Genomic DNA, 16,179 nt, shown 5'->3' with positions numbered 1-16,179 from the left:
AAATTTCAGTATCAAAGCATTTATAAAAAGCAAAAACCTGTTTCAAATTTGAGAAACAGGTTTTTTTATGCCTTTTAATTATTGGGTTTTATGTTTTGATTAACCCTAAATAAATTATCAGGATCATATTTTGCTTTTATTTTTGTTAATTGCTGGTAGTTATGTTTATAGCTAGCTTGAACGCGTTCTTGTCCCTCTTCCATCATAAAATTAGAATAGGCTCCTCCTGAGGAATAAGGATGGAGTGCTTCCCAATAATTTTTACACCAATTAGTAATCTTTGCATCGTCTGAAGCGTCGGGTGAAACTCCAACAATAACTCCGGCATACTTAGCATCACGATATGCCCATGGCGTTTCTTCCGGCCCCACACGGCTTGCTGCACCAGTTATGGGATATAGGTGCATTTGAGAAAGTGGTGTAGGGATTTTTGATCCAAAATTTAAGTGTTCGGCCCTTATCTCTGGGCCAAGTTCATTAAAAAAATCAGCTCTCCAGTACCAATGTAGCCCAGGAGGCATTAGCCCATCAAATAAAGTTTGAATGGCTGGATATGGCATTTCGCCAACATGGCTAAAAACAGGTTCCAAATCTAATGCAGGTTTTATGAGTTCGTCAAAATCATCCTGACTGCCCGTATAGCACCAAACAATGCCACAGTATTGGTTGCCATGCAAAAAATCTGGAAAAGGAGGCCCAGGAATAACCATTGTAGCAATAAAACCATTTAATTCCTCTGGTGCATTGTGAATAAATGCATGGTACCATTCCATGATTTCTTCGGTTCTTTCAATTGGCCATAAGGTTGGCCCGCCAATTACCGTTTTTAAAGGGTGTGCCTGAAATTTAAACGATGTTACAATCCCAAAATTTCCGCCTCCACCCCGAATAGCCCAAAACAAATCGGTGTTTTGTTTTGCATTAACCGTAACAAATGAGCCATCCGCCAAAACCATATCGGCTTCCAGCAGGTTATCAATTGTTAAACCGAATTTTCGTGATAAATGGCCAACACCACCACCTAGTGTTAAGCCACCAACTCCGGTAGTGGAAATAATTCCTGCGGGCACCGCTAAACCAAACGCATGAGTGGCATGGTCAACTTCGCCCCAAAGATTACCACCGCCCACTCTAACGGTATTGTCTGATGTGTCTACACGTACAAACTTAATTCCAGATAAATCTATTACTAAGCCTCCGTCGCATAAACCTAAACCACCGCCATTATGGCCGCCGCCCCTTACGGCTATCAACAGGTTGTTTTCTCTACCAAAGTTTACAGCCGCAATAACATCGGCAACATCTACACACATAACGAATAAGCCAGGGTGTTTATCTATCATCCCATTGTAGACTTTTCTTGTAGCGTTATAGTTTTTGTCATTTGAACTGATAATTTGGCCTCTTAGCTTTGAGGCTAAAGCCTCTAACAACTCTGGTTTTAAGTCTTCTACTAATGTTTTCATGATTTTAGTTGGATTTATTTACCGATGATCATGTCTTTTAATGACCATAAAATTGATAGCACTTCTTTTTTTGAGTCTTCATCAATATTGTTTTTATCTAGTGCTATAAAAATGTCATCAACGACATGCATGTATTCTTCTGGACTAATGTTCATTCCAGTATGCGCTGTTACCATATCTTTGCCCGTATATTGGTTTGGTCCGCCACTACCAGCCGCGAAAAAATCAACGGTATGTTGTTTAATAATAGATAAGTGTTCTGGCCGTTCTAAAAATGGTAAAAACCGAGCATTAACATGTGGGTTTTTCATGTGTTCGTTAACGGTGTCTTCGACGATTGAAGATATACCGCTATTACCTCCAAGGCGTTCAAATAGTGTTTTCATAATTCTAATTTGATTGGTGTTATGCCATTAAAATTATAAAAGAAGAAATAAACCTACCTCTACATTTAATTCAAATAAGTAGAATTTTGAACCATGGAAGAAACAGAGCAGATAATATGTTTTTTAAGCTAAATGCTGTTGAATATATGTTGAAGGAAGAATGCCGTACTTGCTTAAAAAACATTTTGAGAAATAAGCGGCACTGTTAAAACCAGCTTCAAAAGCTATTTCTGATATATTTCCTTTTTGATTTCGAAACAGATCTAAAGCTTTATGTAACCTATATTCTTTTAAAAAATTATTGGGTGATTTTCCACTGAGGTTGGTTAGTTTTCTGTAGAGTTGAGATTTGCTTAAACCTAAAGACTTGCCAAAGTCGTTGACTTTTAAGTTAGGATTGTCCCATGTGGTTTCTAAAAAATCAACGAACTGTGTTAAGAATTTTTCTTCGCTTGGTTTAAGCGTTTTAACGAGTTTATTGTCAATTGATGCATTTTGATTTTCACTTTCGTACAAAAGTTTTACATCATTAGAAATAACGAGGGGTTCTTTTACAAAGTTGCACATTCTGGTACTTAATGCTATAGTGTCTTCAAAAATATTTTCTTTTTGAGTTACGGGAACACCACAACTTAAGCCAATGTTAAGTTGAACAACACCAGAATCGGGTTTACAGAAATTAGAACTATTCATAGTATTTGATGCACATAAAACGGCATCTGTAACAGAATGAAATGAAATTAAGTAATTGTTATGGTCTTTTTTTACAACCCTTCCGTTAAATTTTTTTATTGTTTCAGCTATATTTTTGTGAAGCTTTTGGGCAAATAAATTGAATTGGAGGTCTTCAATTTCACTGAAGTAATAGCTTAGTTCAACAGCCATAAGCACCCTAAAAGCAGGGTCGTTTATAATATTTAGTTCCGTGTTTTGAGATTTTTCGGGGTCTTCAATTCTCCCCAAAAAGGATTCTACAATATTTTCGTCCACTTCAATTATTCGCAAAGGGACATCTCCATGTGCATTTTCATGGAGTTCTTTAATAGCTTTTTTATTTGGAGCTTCGATAAGACAGAAAGCTGTTTGACGCTTTTCATCGCACCAATAAGTAAGGCCTCTACAATTAAATTCATGTTCAATTTTTAAATCGGCTTGGTGCATTTCAGCAACATGTTCTGCTGTAACGCCATTTGGCATTTCATGACGGTCTAAATAAATTGGCATGGCTTTAAGTTTCTAACAAATTAGTGAATTTTAATGGGTTATGCAAGATGAACGATTTCTAATACTTTTTTGTATAATTAAGGCTGTTAATGTACTGCGCTTTAACGAAGTTTTTTATCTTTAATTTTTTACAATTTTTAATATGAATAAATTTTTGGTTTTAATAGGCTGTTTGCTCCTCTTGGCCTGCGGTTCACAAAAGAAAACGGCTAACGTGATTGGTAAAACACCTGAAGTTATCATTCCCAAAATGCCTGAAACCGATATGAAATCGGCCTTGGAATATTTAGCTTCCGATGCCTTAAAAGGCAGACAAACAGGAACTATTGGAATTGAGGCTGCAGCAAAATTTATAGAATATATTTTCCAAAAGCATAACGTACAACCCTATTTTAAAACCTACCGAGATAGTTTTAAGGTAAAAAAACTTAATGGTTATAATGTAGTGGGTTATTTGGAGGGTAGCGACCCCGAACTTAAAAACGAGTTTGTTGTTTTGGGTGCCCATTACGACCATATTGGTGTCGCTAAAGAAGTTGATGGCGATAAAATTGCCAATGGCGCTAACGATGATGCTTCTGGAACTGTAGCTGTTTTGGAGTGGGCCAAATATTTCTCAAAAACCAAAAATAACAAACGGAGTCTTTTGTTTACCCTGTATGATGCTGAAGAAATGGGGTTAAAAGGATCAGAACATTTGGCAGATAAACTTAAAAATAATGGACTAAACCTCTATACCATGATTAATTTCGAAATGGTAGGTGTGCCAAGGGCAGCAGGTGAAGCCATGGCTTATATCACGGGGTTTAAAATGTCGAATATGGCTGAAAAACTTAACGAATATGCGCAAAATAAAATTGTTGGGTTTTTGCCTCAAGCCAAGCAGTATAATTTGTTTAAACGCTCGGACAATTATCCGTTTTATAATGCATTTAAAATTCCGGCCCAAGCTATTTCAACTTTCGATTTTACAAATTTTGACTATTATCACCACGTAGATGATGAGGTCGATAAAATGGATTTTAAACATATGCAGGATTTTATAAATCAAATGATTCCGGCATTGGAGGGTATGATAAATGCACCAACCCAAGAAATACAATTGAACAATGAGTAATAACATTATCATAACAGGAACAAGCAGAGGCATAGGGTTTGAATTGGTAAAACTTTTTGCAAAGGCAGGACATCAAGTATTGGCGCTTTCGCGGAATGAAAAACCAGTTAGAGATTTAAAACTAAAAAATGTATCATGCTTTTCTTTTGATTTGAGTGAAGTTGAAGCCTATAAAGCGGTTGAAGATTTTGTGAATGAGAATTGGAAGCAAGTTGACGTATTAATCAACAACGCAGGGATGCTGGTCAACAAGCCCTTTTCTGAAATCACTATGCAGGATTTTGAAGCGGTTTACAAAACCAATGTTTACGGTGTTGCCGAACTCACCCGAGTGGTATTGCCATTTATGAGCAAAGACAGCCATGTAGTTACAGTTAGTTCGATGGGTGGCGTACAGGGTAGCGTGAAATTTCCGGGGTTAGCTGCATACAGTTCCAGTAAAGCGGCCGTAATTACGCTAACCGAGTTACTGGCTGAGGAGTATAAAGAATCGGGGATTTCGTTTAATGTTTTGGCATTGGGAGCAGTGCAAACAGAAATGTTAGAAGAAGCCTTTCCGGGTTACAAAGCGCCCACTACCGCCTTGGAAATGGCAGAATATATATTTGGGTTTTCTTTAACGGGACAAAAATATTACAACGGAAAGTTGTTACAGGTTTCTAATTCTACGCCATAAATTTCGTCGTAATTTTCTGTATAAAAACCGAAAAGCGCGGATAACTTGAGAGCTTTTTCTATTTTAGTCTCATGAAGAATATTCTTGCGTTACTATTTCTGTTTTTTAGTTTTGGTTTATCGGCTCAAATTACCTTAACTCATAATGTGGGTAATACGCCTATTGAAACAGGGATGCCTTCTTGTGAAAGAGACGAATCATGGGCACGTGTGTTTAAATTATCGGAATTTGGTATATCTACATCTGAACAATTTATCGTAAAATCAGGGCAAGTTGCTCTAAGTAAAGCATACGGAGGTGCATCCATTGGGTTTGGAGTTTTTAGTATTGATTCAGATTTTCCTGAATCTACGCCTCGTTATTTGGGTGGAGGTGGATTAGCAACTTTACCTGTTGTAAGTGGGGCTCCTCAAATTTTTCAAGTAGACTTCAATCATCCAATCGTAGTACCAGCAGAAGTTGAAAGAATATTGGTAGTGGTAAACAAAAGAGACGATTCTTATAACTCCAATTCCGCTGAGGTAGTTATTGCGGGTACTGAACTGGATAATGCGGAATCGTGGTATTTGGGTTGTAGGAAGTATTATAATTATGTAACGACCGAAAACCTTAATAATCCGGTACCCAATGCAAATTTTTTCATAAATGTTACAGGCGAGACATATGATAATAAAAGCTTAGGAGCATCTACAACTTTAACCCATAATGTTTGCGACCAGCCTATTTGGGTAAACCAATATGGATGTTCAGGAGGGGCTATTAATTTTTCTAGAAGATTTGTTTTGGATGATTTTGGAATCTCGAATAATGAAGAGTTTGTAATAAATAATGGGCAAGTTGCCTTTTCTGCTGTAGGAGATTGGGATGTTAGGATCCAATTCAATATTTATAAAATAGATGCAAATTTTCCAAATTCTTTTTCAGAGTCAGATTTAATAGGCAGTAGTCAAGAATTAAGACTCCCACCTTCCAGTGATAGACTTAATCCTAAAATTTTTAATTTAGAATTTGATTCACCAATCGTTGTACCTAAGGATGTGGAATACTTACTTGTTGAAGTAAACCATTTGTGGAGCACAGGGTATTCAGCAGCTTTTATTGCTGGTACCGAGTATGATAATGATGTTTCTTGGATTAAATCTAACACACCAGGATGTACTCCACATGGATATTATGAATCAAGAGACATTAGCTATTACATCAACGTAACAGGAAACGTAAATCATGTGACCAACAACTTCGAAATGAACATTTCAAATATTTGTTCAGAATTTTTAAAGGAATTCAGTGTAGAAAAGAAAGATGATGTAGCTTCTGTTATATGGGATTTTGGCGACCCCGCATCGGGGGCTGATAATACGTCAACAGATTTATCTCCATTTCACGATTTTTCGGCAGACGGGACTTATACCATCACGGCAATGGTTACGGGAAATGACGGTTCAGTTGAGGAACTAACAGAAACTTTTGATGTAAAAGAACCACCAAATGCCAATAGTATAGACGATATTTATGCTTGTGAAGATGATTTTTCTACTGGTTTTTCATCCGCTTTTGATGTTTCTGCAGTTAAACAGGAAATTTTAGGTGGGCAAACCAATAAGTTGGTCAAGTTTGTTGATGGGTCAGGTAATGAATATGATGATCTGCCAAACCCGTTTACCAATACGGTTAAAGATAGAGAAACGATAACGGTTCGTGTAGCCCATAACGACAATCCGTGCTGCTATTCAGAAACCACCTTCGATTTATTGGTAAGGCCGCTACCAAATTTAATTTCGGTTGAAGATTTAGTTTTGTGTGATAGCCAGACCAATGGCTATGCTTATTTCGATTTACAAAAGGTTAAGGATGGTATTTTAGAAAACAACTCCGGAATCAATATTGAATTTTACCATGAAAATGGCCAAAAAATACAAGAACCTTTAAATGCTGTTGAAAATAAGATTGTAAATGAAGAGGTGATACGTGTTCGCGTAATAAACATAAGTACAACTTGCTTTAGCGAGAGTATATTTAAATTAAAGGTAAACCCTTTGCCTGAAGCAAATACTTTAACCGAGCTGATTGGTTGCGACGAGAATAATGATGGTATTTCAGAATATTTCGATACAACTAACATTGAAGATGAGGTTTTGGGTAATCAAACAAATATGATAGTATCTTACTATGATTCCAATGGAAATATGTTAGGTGGCCCGTTGCCAAATCCGTTTACTAATTCAATACCAAACCAAGAAATTATTACTGTTAGAGTAACAAATCCTTTAACATCTTGTTATGCAGAAACGCCTTTGACCCTAACTGCTGCAGCACAGCCCAAAATAAATAAACCATCAAATTTGTACGCCTGTGATGAAGGCGGTGGGTATGGCACTTTTAATACCGCTGCAATTGAAAGTGAAATTATAGGAAACCAAACTGGTTTGAATGTGTTATATTTCGATTCGGCAGGTAATTCATTGACTGATACTTTTTTGTCGTTCGAGAATACAGAGGCATGGTTTCAAACTATTTATGTTCGCGTTGAAAACCAACAAAATAATTTATGCTATTCTGAAACCAATTTCGATTTGGTAGTGAATAAATTACCAAAGGTTAGTATTGAAGAAACCTATTTTTTATGCAATCTAGAGCCTTATTTGTATACAAATATAGACTTAGGATTTGATACGTATTCGTGGCAATATGAAGATGGGCAAGTGCTTTCAAATACTAATGAAGTAGATTTGGTTGATGCGGGACATTATAAATTGACTGTAGGGAAAAACAAAAATGGAATATATTGTGAAAATAATTTTGAATTTCAATTGATACGTTCCGTTCTTCCAGCAATTGATAAGGTCAATTACAAGGAGCTTTCAGACGATAACTATATAGAAATTTTTGCCTCTGGTGATGGTGATTTTGAATATTCGATTAATGGTGTCGATTATCAAGATAGTAATTTGTTTACTAGGCTTGCAGGAGGCATTTACACAGCTTATGCACGCGATAAGTTTGGATGTGGGGAAGATTCCATAGAAGTGGTGGTTATTGATTACCCCAAATTCTTTACCCCGAATGGAGACGGCATAAACGATTATTGGCAAATTCGAGGGGTTTCTGCTTATCCCAATGCTGAAATATTTATTTATGATAGGTATGGTAAACTTTTAAAGCAAGTTTTAGCGCGTAATAAAGGTTGGGATGGAACGTTTAAAGGGCAAAATATGGGTGCGACAGATTATTGGTTTACGGTAAAGCTCAACGAGAGTCAAAAGTTCAATGGACATTTTAGTTTAAAGCGCTAGATAATATAAAAGCATCACCTTTTCCATCCTTTATATTTATCATGTAGCCCTTCGTCATTTAAAATTTTGCCACAGCACTTTTCAATTCTAGACACACGGGTTTTAGATTGTTTGGGAGCCGAAAAGTAAAGAATGTAGCCACGTTGTCGCCCTGGGGTTAGGGCTTCAAATGCATTTTTTATGTCGTTTTTAAGTTTTTTTATTCTTTCAGAGGAGGTGAATTTAATCAAACGGACTGCTTGTGAGTTTTCTCCGGGTTTTTCCAAAATGTTCTTGGTGTCGTTGAGTAAAGCTCCTTTAAAAAAACTAATGGCACAATAGTGTTTAAAGGCGCTAACCATCAAAACATTTTTATTGTTAAAAGTGTAATAGGGCATGCCCCATTTACTTTCTTCGGTTAAGCCACATTGTAGAGCCAATCTTCGTAATAATTCTAACGCCTCAGTCCATTAGTGAACTTTGCAATTGGGTGTGCCTCCAAGCGAACACCTTCCACAGCCTTCTTTAAAATATTGTTCTACACGTTCGGTTATGCAATTTTTATTTAAACATTGTAGCCCAATTTCAGTAAACTTTTCAGTAAAGTCAAATTTCTATTTGCTAAAAATCCATTATTTTAGCGGTAATGCAAGAAACGCTTCAAAACTATATTCCGCCTAAGGCCATGTTGAAAGTTTTAGACTTATTGGAACATGATAACCTTTTGGTTAAAATAAAAAAGGAGCGAAAAACACGTCATGGAGATTATGTGCGATTTCCGAATGGGAAACATCAAATTACGATAAACTCAAACCTAAATCCGTATCGTTTTTTAATCACTTTAGTGCATGAAATAGCACATTTTGAAGCTTACAACACCTACGGAAGATTTATAAAACCGCATGGTATAGAGTGGAAACGAACCTTTCAGCATTTAATGCTACCATTTCTAAATCCTGAAGTTTTTCCGCACAATTTATTACCTTTATTAGCGAAGCATTTTAAAAACCCTAAAGCTTCGAGCGATACAGATGCGGCATTGGCGCTAGCTTTAAAACAGTTTGACGAACCAAATGATAAAAAATTTGTTTTCGAAGTGGCATTTGGGCAACACTTTAAGCTGTATAACGGGCGGATTTTTAAAATGGGTAAAAAGCGTGTAAAGCGTTTTGAGTGCGTTGAGGTGAAAACAGGAAAATTGTATTTGTTCAATCCCAATGCCGAAGTAGAATTATTAAATTAACTGAAGTAAAGAGGCTTCTTGGATACTTTATAATTATAAAAAGTAAAAAACGGTCACTTTAATAAAATGGAAATAAATGAAAAACAATTATTACGCCATATTAATGGCAGGAGGAGTAGGATCTAGATTTTGGCCAGTTAGTACACAGGAATTCCCTAAGCAATTTCATGATATGTTGGGGACAGGAGATACATTAATACAGAAAACATTCCATCGCTTGGCCGATTTAATACCTAAAGAAAACATTTATATTTTAACCAACGAACGCTACAACGATTTGGTACTAGAGCAATTACCAGAAGTTGCCCAAAAGCAAGTAGTTTTAGAGCCCGCCATGCGTAACACGGCACCATGTATTTTGTATGCCTCGTTGAAAATACAAAAAGAAAATCCAGACGCGGTAATGATTGTTGCGCCTAGCGACCATTGGATCGAGGACGAAAAAACCTTTTCCAGTAATGTAAAACAGGCTTTTGAATTCTGTTCAAAAAATGATGCCTTAATGACTTTGGGCATTCAGCCAACATTTCCAAACACAGGCTATGGTTACATTGAATTCGATAAATCTTCGTCTGAAGCGATAAAACCTGTAAACCAATTCAGGGAAAAACCAGACTATGAAACAGCAAAAAAGTTCATTGAGCAAGGAAATTTTTTATGGAATGCAGGGATATTTATGTGGAGTGTGAAAAGTGTTGTTGATGCGTTTAAGAAAAACCAACCCAGTCTTTTTGCGTATTTTGAAGCAGGGATTTCAGTATATAACACCAATGAAGAAGCAGCCTTTATAGAAGAGAATTATCCGAAAGCTGAAAACGTATCGGTAGATTATGCCATTATGGAAAAATCGAATAACGTATTTGTTATCGCCGCAGATTTCGATTGGAACGATCTAGGTACATGGGGCAGTCTTTACGATAAATTGGATAAAGATGGGAACAATAACGCTGTTGTAAATGCACGAACATTAGCCGAAGATGCTAGCGGAAATATGATTAGTACCCGCAAAAATAAAATAGTGGTTGTTGATGGCATTCAAGATTATATTATCGTTGATAAAGACGAAGTTTTACTTATCTTTCCTAAATCAAAAGAACAAGATATAAAGAAAACCCTCCAGCAGGTTAAAGACAAGTTTGGAGAGCAATATGGCTAATCATGAACGAAGAAAGTAAGTTTGACTTTTCTGAAGAAGAGAAAAAGAAAGAAACTAAGGTTGAGCAATCAAAAGAAGCCGTAAAAAAAGATGCTCAAGGGTTAGTGGCGAGTATCAACAAATTTCTACGCGAACTTTTGGATTTTAGAGACGATACCGATAGAGATTCTACTATCAAAGCCATACAGACCGATATTTCGTTTAAAGGAGCCACAGCATGGATTTTGGTTTGTTCCATTTTTGTGGCCTCAATTGGGTTAAATGCCAACTCTACAGCGGTGGTTATTGGGGCTATGCTAATATCGCCATTAATGGGGCCTATTTTAGGGGTAGGGCTTTCCATTGCCATAAACGATGTAGACACTTTAAAGCGGTCCTTAGTTAATTTGGCTATAATGATTGTTTTAAGTTTAATAACAGCATTTTTATTCTTTTGGCTGTTTCCTCTTAGTGAAGATACTTCAGAGCTTTTAGGAAGAGTTAAACCAGATATTCGAGATGTTTTAATAGCGTTTTTTGGTGGATTGGCATTAATAATTGCACGTACAAAAAAAGGTACCATTGCATCGGTTATTTTTGGAGTGGCTATCGCAACGGCTTTAATGCCACCATTATGTACTGCTGGTTATGGTTTGGCTAAGGGTAAGTTCGATTATTTTCTTGGTGCAATGTACTTGTTTACAATTAATACCATTTTTATTGCGTTGGCAACATTTTTAGTTTTAAAGGTATTAAGGTTTCCCATGCTAAAATATGCCAATTCCGTAAAACGAAGACGTATATCAAGAATTGCAACAACGCTTGCAATTGTAGTGATGATTCCTGCTGTATGGACATTTGTGCAAGTTTTGAACGAGAGTAATTTTAAAAGGGATGCAAGTAATTTTGTTGAAAGGGAATTAGCGGCTTTACCCCATGCCGATTATTTAAAGAGAAATGCCTCTTTTAAGTATTCTGATAAAAAGAGCTCTGTTATAGAACTCAACACTTTTGGTTTGGACGATATTCCAGAATCTACAATTGCGCTTTTACAAAGTAGAATGGATGAGTACAGAGCGTTGAAAGATTGTAAGTTGGTAATTAACCAAAACCAATCTAAAAGCCTAGATAATTTTAGGTACATGGAAGAACTGAGAACCAGAGACTCCTTAGATTTGTTGTCACAAACACAGAAAATAGCCTTTCTGGAAAATAAGGTGAGAAACCTTTCAAAGCTAGAAAAGGGCTATATCGCCTTTGAAGAACTTGCCAAGGAAGTTAAAATTAATTATGAAACGGTTGAGCAGATTTCTTATGCTAATGTCATTAATTCAAATTTTACTAAAACAGACACTGTTTCGGTGTTTTCAGTAAAATGGATAGATTCTTTAGCTAAAGAAGAAACTAGAAAAAAGGATATAGATAGGCTTGAAAAATGGCTAAGGGTTAAGCTTAACTTAGATACTTTAGTAGTAAAGCGCATCAATTGATTTCCATTCGTTTTGTAATAATTTAAAATTTTCTTCTCATTGCATTTCAATAAAAATAAAATATGAAACAAGTATTATTTTTTTTAATAGTGACTTCACTTCTCTTTACATGTAAAAGTTTAAATCAGAGTGAGAAAATGCCAGTGCCTTCATCAAAAACGGTATTAAAAACTGCTGAGAAAGTAGCCGATTGGCAAATTGAAACTTTTGAGGACCAAGGAAAATATAGAGCTTTGCCTTCTGGCGAAAGACAGCCTTGGCAAAACCGAGAGAAACACCATGAATTAGATTGGACTAATGGAGCTCTTTATGCTGGAATGTTTGAGTTAAGCAAAGTGTCTCACGACCCTAAATACATCAATTGGCTTATACGAATGGGGGAACGGAATAACTGGAGACTACACAAAAGAATGTACCATGCAGACGATCACACTGTTGGCCAAACATACCTTAACTTAAGGCGGGTAAACGGGAGAAAGGAAATGCTGCAACCTACTAAGGAACGTTTCGATTCCATAATGAAAAGTGAAAAAGGAAAAGAGTACCATTGGGATTGGTGCGATGCCCTTTTTATGGCGCCTCCCGTTTGGGCAAAATTAGCTAGAATTACAAAAGATAGTACTTATTTAGAGTATATGGATAAGCAGTACCGCATGACTTATGATGAACTTTGGGATGCTAATGAGCAACTGTTTTTCCGTGATAAATCGTATTTTAATCAAACAGAAAAGAACGGTAACAAAATATTTTGGGCTAGAGGAAACGGTTGGGTTTTTGGTGGACTGGCCAATATAATTCCCGAATTGCCTGATGATTGGCAGGGTAAGGCATTTTACGTGAATTTGTTTAAAAAAATGGCCGAGACTTTAATTAAAATACAGAGGCCAGACGGAACTTGGTCTGCCGGTTTATTGGGCGACATAAAAGATTACCCTAATGTGGAGACCAGTGGTACATCGTTTTTTACTTTTGGACTAACTTGGGGCGTTAATAATGGCTTGTTGGACAAGGCTATTTACGAACCTGTATTGCTGAAAGCCTATAATGCACTCGAGAAATGTGTAAATGAAGAAGGTATGTTGGGCTATGTGCAACCCATTGGTGCAGCACCAGGAGAAAGTTTTAAAGACTATACCGAGGTTTATGGTATCGGTGCATTTTTGGCGGCAAGTTCAGAACTTTATAAGTACCTTAATAAATTCTATCCCATTGAGAAAGTAACCAACCATACAACTTTTATGGAAGATGGCGGTTGGTGCTGGTACCAAGATCCAAGAGCTGTTATAAGTAACGACAAATTGGTTATGGGAGGCATAAGTGGGCAGAGCGGCGATGTAAGATTGGGAGTTTACGACCTTAAAAAGGAGAAAATAGATAGTACTTTAGTTTTAAGCAAAAACTTTCAGAAAGACGATCATGATGTTCCTGCTTTGTATAAAAGACCAGATGGCAGTTTACTGGCCGTTTGGGCAAAACATGTGAATGAAAAAATTCATCATTACAATATTTCAGCACCCAACAATTATTTAAAATGGGGAAGGCCTAAAGAATTTCATCATCATTACGATAGTAAAGTGGGCGTAACCTATATGAATTTATTTTATTTAAAAAACGAAGGTCTACTTTACAATTTCTTTAGGGATGGACTAACGTTTAATCCTGCTTTTATAACCTCAGACAATCATGGAGAAACATGGGGGAATAGAACCCATTTTATAGTGAATGATGTTACGGGTTTTCAACGACCTTACGCAAGATATATGCAATTAGATGACAATACAATAGGTGTCTCTTATACTGATGGCCATCCCAGAAAGTATGGTAATAGTTTGTATTATGTAGAATATCGTGACAATAATTTTTATAAGGTTGATGGTACAAAAATTAAAAGTTTAGATGAAGGTCCATTAGTTACTATAGAGGGCGAAAAACTCTATCAAGGCAGTGAAACCAAGAAAAAGCCAGTGGTAAATGAAAGTGTGCCAAATAGTGCTTGGACATGTGCTATGCAGAAAGATAGTGATAATAACCCACATATTGGGTATACACTTTACTTAAACGATAGTGATCACAGGTTTAGAATATCGTCTTGGGATGGCAAAAAATGGAATGATCGTGAAATTGCTTATGCAGGAAAATGTTTGTACAAGATTGAAAGCAGCTATACCGGTTTAATGGCATTTGATCCTACCGATGTTACCAATATCTTTATTTCAACAGATGTTAATCCATCAACTGGTGAGGACCTAGGCGGAACCCACGAAATATATCAAGCTAACATTGGTCCTAATGACGATATCTCAACGATTAATTGGAAACCAATTACGTCTAATTCAAATTATAGAAATATCCGTCCAATAGTTGTTGCAGATAATGGATATAAAGTGCTATTATGGCTATACGGACCTTGGCACACTTACACAAATTACGATTCTAATGTTGTAGGTGTAATTTTAGAAAAGCCTTAACACCAACAATAAAGCCGTTAAAATGTAAAAAATCTTTACAGAAATACACTACGGTTAGCATCATAGGAAAAACATAACTAAATTATTTCGAAAATAACCTAGTTCATGAAGGGGCAAAGAAAACCCAAAAAAGCATTTCAGACTTAAAGTTGTTTATAAAGAATCCTTACAGCAGCAAAAAAGAAACAAATTACTGATTTTCTTCCAAGTACATTTTTCGTACTTTTTTAAATAATTCTGAAGAATAAACAAAATCGGTAACCGCTTTGTTGTCTGTTTTGAAAATAGTTTCGTTAGATCCTTCCCATTCCTTAATCCCATTTTTTAAGAACACAATTTTCTCACCAATTTCCATCACCGAATTCATGTCGTGAGAGTTTATTACGGTAATAATTTGGTACTCATCTGTAATTTCCTGGATTAGATTGTCAATTACAATGGCTGTTTTCGGGTCAAGTCCTGAATTAGGTTCGTCGCAAAACAAGTATTTAGGTTTGTTTACAATGGCACGAGCAATAGCTACGCGTTTCTGCATCCCGCCCGAGGCTTCACTAGGCATTTTTTTATTCGCGTTTTCTAGGTTAACACGTTTAAGAACAAAGTTTGCTCGGTCTTGCATTTCACTTTTGCTCATTTTTGTGAACATTTTTAACGGAAACATAACGTTTTCTTCAATGGTCATAGAATCAAAAAGAGCACTACCTTGAAAAACCATGCCTATTTTTGCACGTAGGTTGCGCTTTTGGTCTTCCGATAGTTGCGAAAAAATCTTTCCGTCATAGGCAATACACCCTTTTTCATAATTAAATAGGCCTAATAAACATTTTAAAAACACGGTTTTTCCTGAACCACTCTGGCCAATGACAAGGCTTGTTTTTCCTTTTTCAAATGTTGTACTAATGCCTTTTAGAATATGGGCGTCACCGAACGATTTATGTAAATCTTTAACTTCAATCATTATCCTAGCAGCATATCGGTTAATAAATAATTCAATAATATAATGGCAACCGAAGTCCAAACAAAAGCTGTTGTGCTAGCTTTGCCAACTTCAAGTGCACCTCCTTTCATATAGTAACCGTAATATGAAGGAATGGTAGCCAGTAAAATGGCGAAAACAAATGTTTTTATAAACGCATAAATAATATGGAAGGCTTCAAAATCTGTTTGTATACCCATAATGTAATCTTCTAAAGAGGAATACCCTCCAAAAACACATGCCGCCATACCGCCTAGAATACCCAAAAACATACCAATAGCTATAGCAAAAGGGTATAACATTAAGGCGATGGTTTTAGGAAAAACCAGATAATTTAACGAGTTTATCCCCATCACTTCGAGTGCGTCAATCTGCTCGGTAACGCGCATGGTGCCTATGCTGGAAGTGATGAACGACCCTACCTTGCCGGCCATGATAATGGATGTAAAAGTAGGAGCAAACTCCAAAACAACAGACTGTCTGGTGGCAAACCCAACCAGGTATCTGGGGATAAGTGGGTTGTCTATATTTAATGCGGTTTGTATGGTAATAACTCCTCCAACAAAAAATGATATAAAAGCTATAATACCAAGAGAGCCTATAATGAGGTCGTCGATATCTTTGAGTATTAATGTTTTCATAACCGACCATTTGGTGGGTTTTCGAAACATTTCGATAACCATTAAAAAATAGGCGCCAATGTTTTTAAGGTAAGTCATATACAAA

13 protein-coding genes are annotated in these 16,179 nt (G+C 36.4%); 7 read left to right on the top strand and 6 right to left on the bottom strand.

Annotation, left to right across the window (positions count from 1 at the left end; genetic code table 11):
- Positions 1–74 precede the first annotated feature (74 nt).
- From GSB9_01746 to GSB9_01744, 3 genes are all read right to left on the bottom strand, one after another.
- Positions 75–1,466, bottom strand: a complete 1,392-nt coding sequence (locus GSB9_01746) for an FAD-binding oxidoreductase (protein ID UKM65184.1) — start codon at positions 1,464–1,466, stop codon at positions 75–77.
- A 14-nt stretch (positions 1,467–1,480) separates the two neighbouring features.
- Positions 1,481–1,852, bottom strand: coding sequence for a group 1 truncated hemoglobin (locus GSB9_01745; protein ID UKM65183.1), 372 nt, complete (start codon positions 1,850–1,852; stop codon positions 1,481–1,483).
- Positions 1,853–1,975: 123 nt separating this feature from the next.
- The gene (locus tag GSB9_01744) at positions 1,976–3,076 is read right to left on the bottom strand and encodes a DUF4242 domain-containing protein (protein UKM65182.1); all 1,101 of its coding nucleotides are present in this window, start codon (positions 3,074–3,076) and stop codon (positions 1,976–1,978) included.
- A 142-nt stretch (positions 3,077–3,218) separates the two neighbouring features.
- Between GSB9_01744 and GSB9_01743 the strand changes: the two genes are divergently transcribed.
- The 3 genes from GSB9_01743 to GSB9_01741 all read left to right on the top strand — a co-directional run bounded on the left by GSB9_01743 (position 3,219) and on the right by GSB9_01741 (position 8,162).
- Complete coding sequence (locus tag GSB9_01743; protein UKM65181.1) at positions 3,219–4,193, top strand: M28 family peptidase; 975 nt, start codon at positions 3,219–3,221, stop codon at positions 4,191–4,193.
- Positions 4,186–4,869 (top strand): SDR family oxidoreductase, encoded by a 684-nt coding sequence (locus tag GSB9_01742; protein ID UKM65180.1) that lies wholly within the window; start codon positions 4,186–4,188, stop codon positions 4,867–4,869. The genes GSB9_01743 and GSB9_01742 overlap by 8 nt, the downstream gene beginning before the upstream one ends.
- Positions 4,870–4,940: 71 nt before the next feature.
- Entirely contained in the window at positions 4,941–8,162 is a 3,222-nt protein-coding gene (locus tag GSB9_01741; protein ID UKM65179.1) for a T9SS type B sorting domain-containing protein, read from the top strand.
- A 14-nt stretch (positions 8,163–8,176) separates the two neighbouring features.
- Here GSB9_01741 and GSB9_01740 read toward each other — a convergent pair whose 3' ends face one another.
- Positions 8,177–8,581, bottom strand: coding sequence for a DUF1801 domain-containing protein (locus GSB9_01740; protein ID UKM65178.2), 405 nt, complete (start codon positions 8,579–8,581; stop codon positions 8,177–8,179).
- A 206-nt stretch (positions 8,582–8,787) separates the two neighbouring features.
- Here GSB9_01740 and GSB9_01739 point away from each other — a divergent pair, with 206 nt between their 5' ends.
- From GSB9_01739 to GSB9_01736, 4 genes are all read left to right on the top strand, one after another.
- Complete coding sequence (locus GSB9_01739) at positions 8,788–9,384, top strand: ImmA/IrrE family metallo-endopeptidase (GenBank protein UKM65177.1); 597 nt, start codon at positions 8,788–8,790, stop codon at positions 9,382–9,384.
- A gap of 76 nt (positions 9,385–9,460) precedes the next feature.
- Positions 9,461–10,540 carry a mannose-1-phosphate guanylyltransferase gene (locus GSB9_01738; GenBank protein ID UKM65176.1) on the top strand — a complete coding sequence of 360 codons (1,080 nt, stop codon included), beginning with the start codon at positions 9,461–9,463 and terminating at the stop codon, positions 10,538–10,540.
- A gap of 2 nt (positions 10,541–10,542) precedes the next feature.
- Complete coding sequence (locus GSB9_01737; protein UKM65175.1) at positions 10,543–12,009, top strand: DUF389 domain-containing protein; 1,467 nt, start codon at positions 10,543–10,545, stop codon at positions 12,007–12,009.
- A 62-nt stretch (positions 12,010–12,071) separates the two neighbouring features.
- A complete protein-coding gene (locus tag GSB9_01736) occupies positions 12,072–14,477 on the top strand; it encodes a glycoside hydrolase family 88 protein (protein ID UKM65174.1) in 2,406 nt (801 codons plus the stop codon).
- A 190-nt stretch (positions 14,478–14,667) separates the two neighbouring features.
- On the opposite strand, the gene GSB9_01735 is transcribed toward GSB9_01736, so the two are convergent.
- Positions 14,668–15,435 (bottom strand): ATP-binding cassette domain-containing protein, encoded by a 768-nt coding sequence (locus GSB9_01735; GenBank protein ID UKM65173.1) that lies wholly within the window; start codon positions 15,433–15,435, stop codon positions 14,668–14,670.
- Positions 15,435–16,172, bottom strand: coding sequence for an ABC transporter permease (locus GSB9_01734; protein UKM65172.1), 738 nt, complete (start codon positions 16,170–16,172; stop codon positions 15,435–15,437). Before GSB9_01734 ends, GSB9_01735 begins: the two co-directional genes overlap by 1 nt.
- Positions 16,173–16,179: the final 7 nt, after the last annotated feature.

The sequence above is a fragment of the Flavobacteriaceae bacterium GSB9 genome (assembly GCA_022749295.1).
In the GTDB taxonomy this organism is placed as follows: Bacteria; Bacteroidota; Bacteroidia; order Flavobacteriales; family Flavobacteriaceae; genus Flavisericum.
The sequence above is the reverse complement of the archived record's forward strand: the minus strand, read 5'-3'. Positions and strand labels throughout refer to the sequence as shown.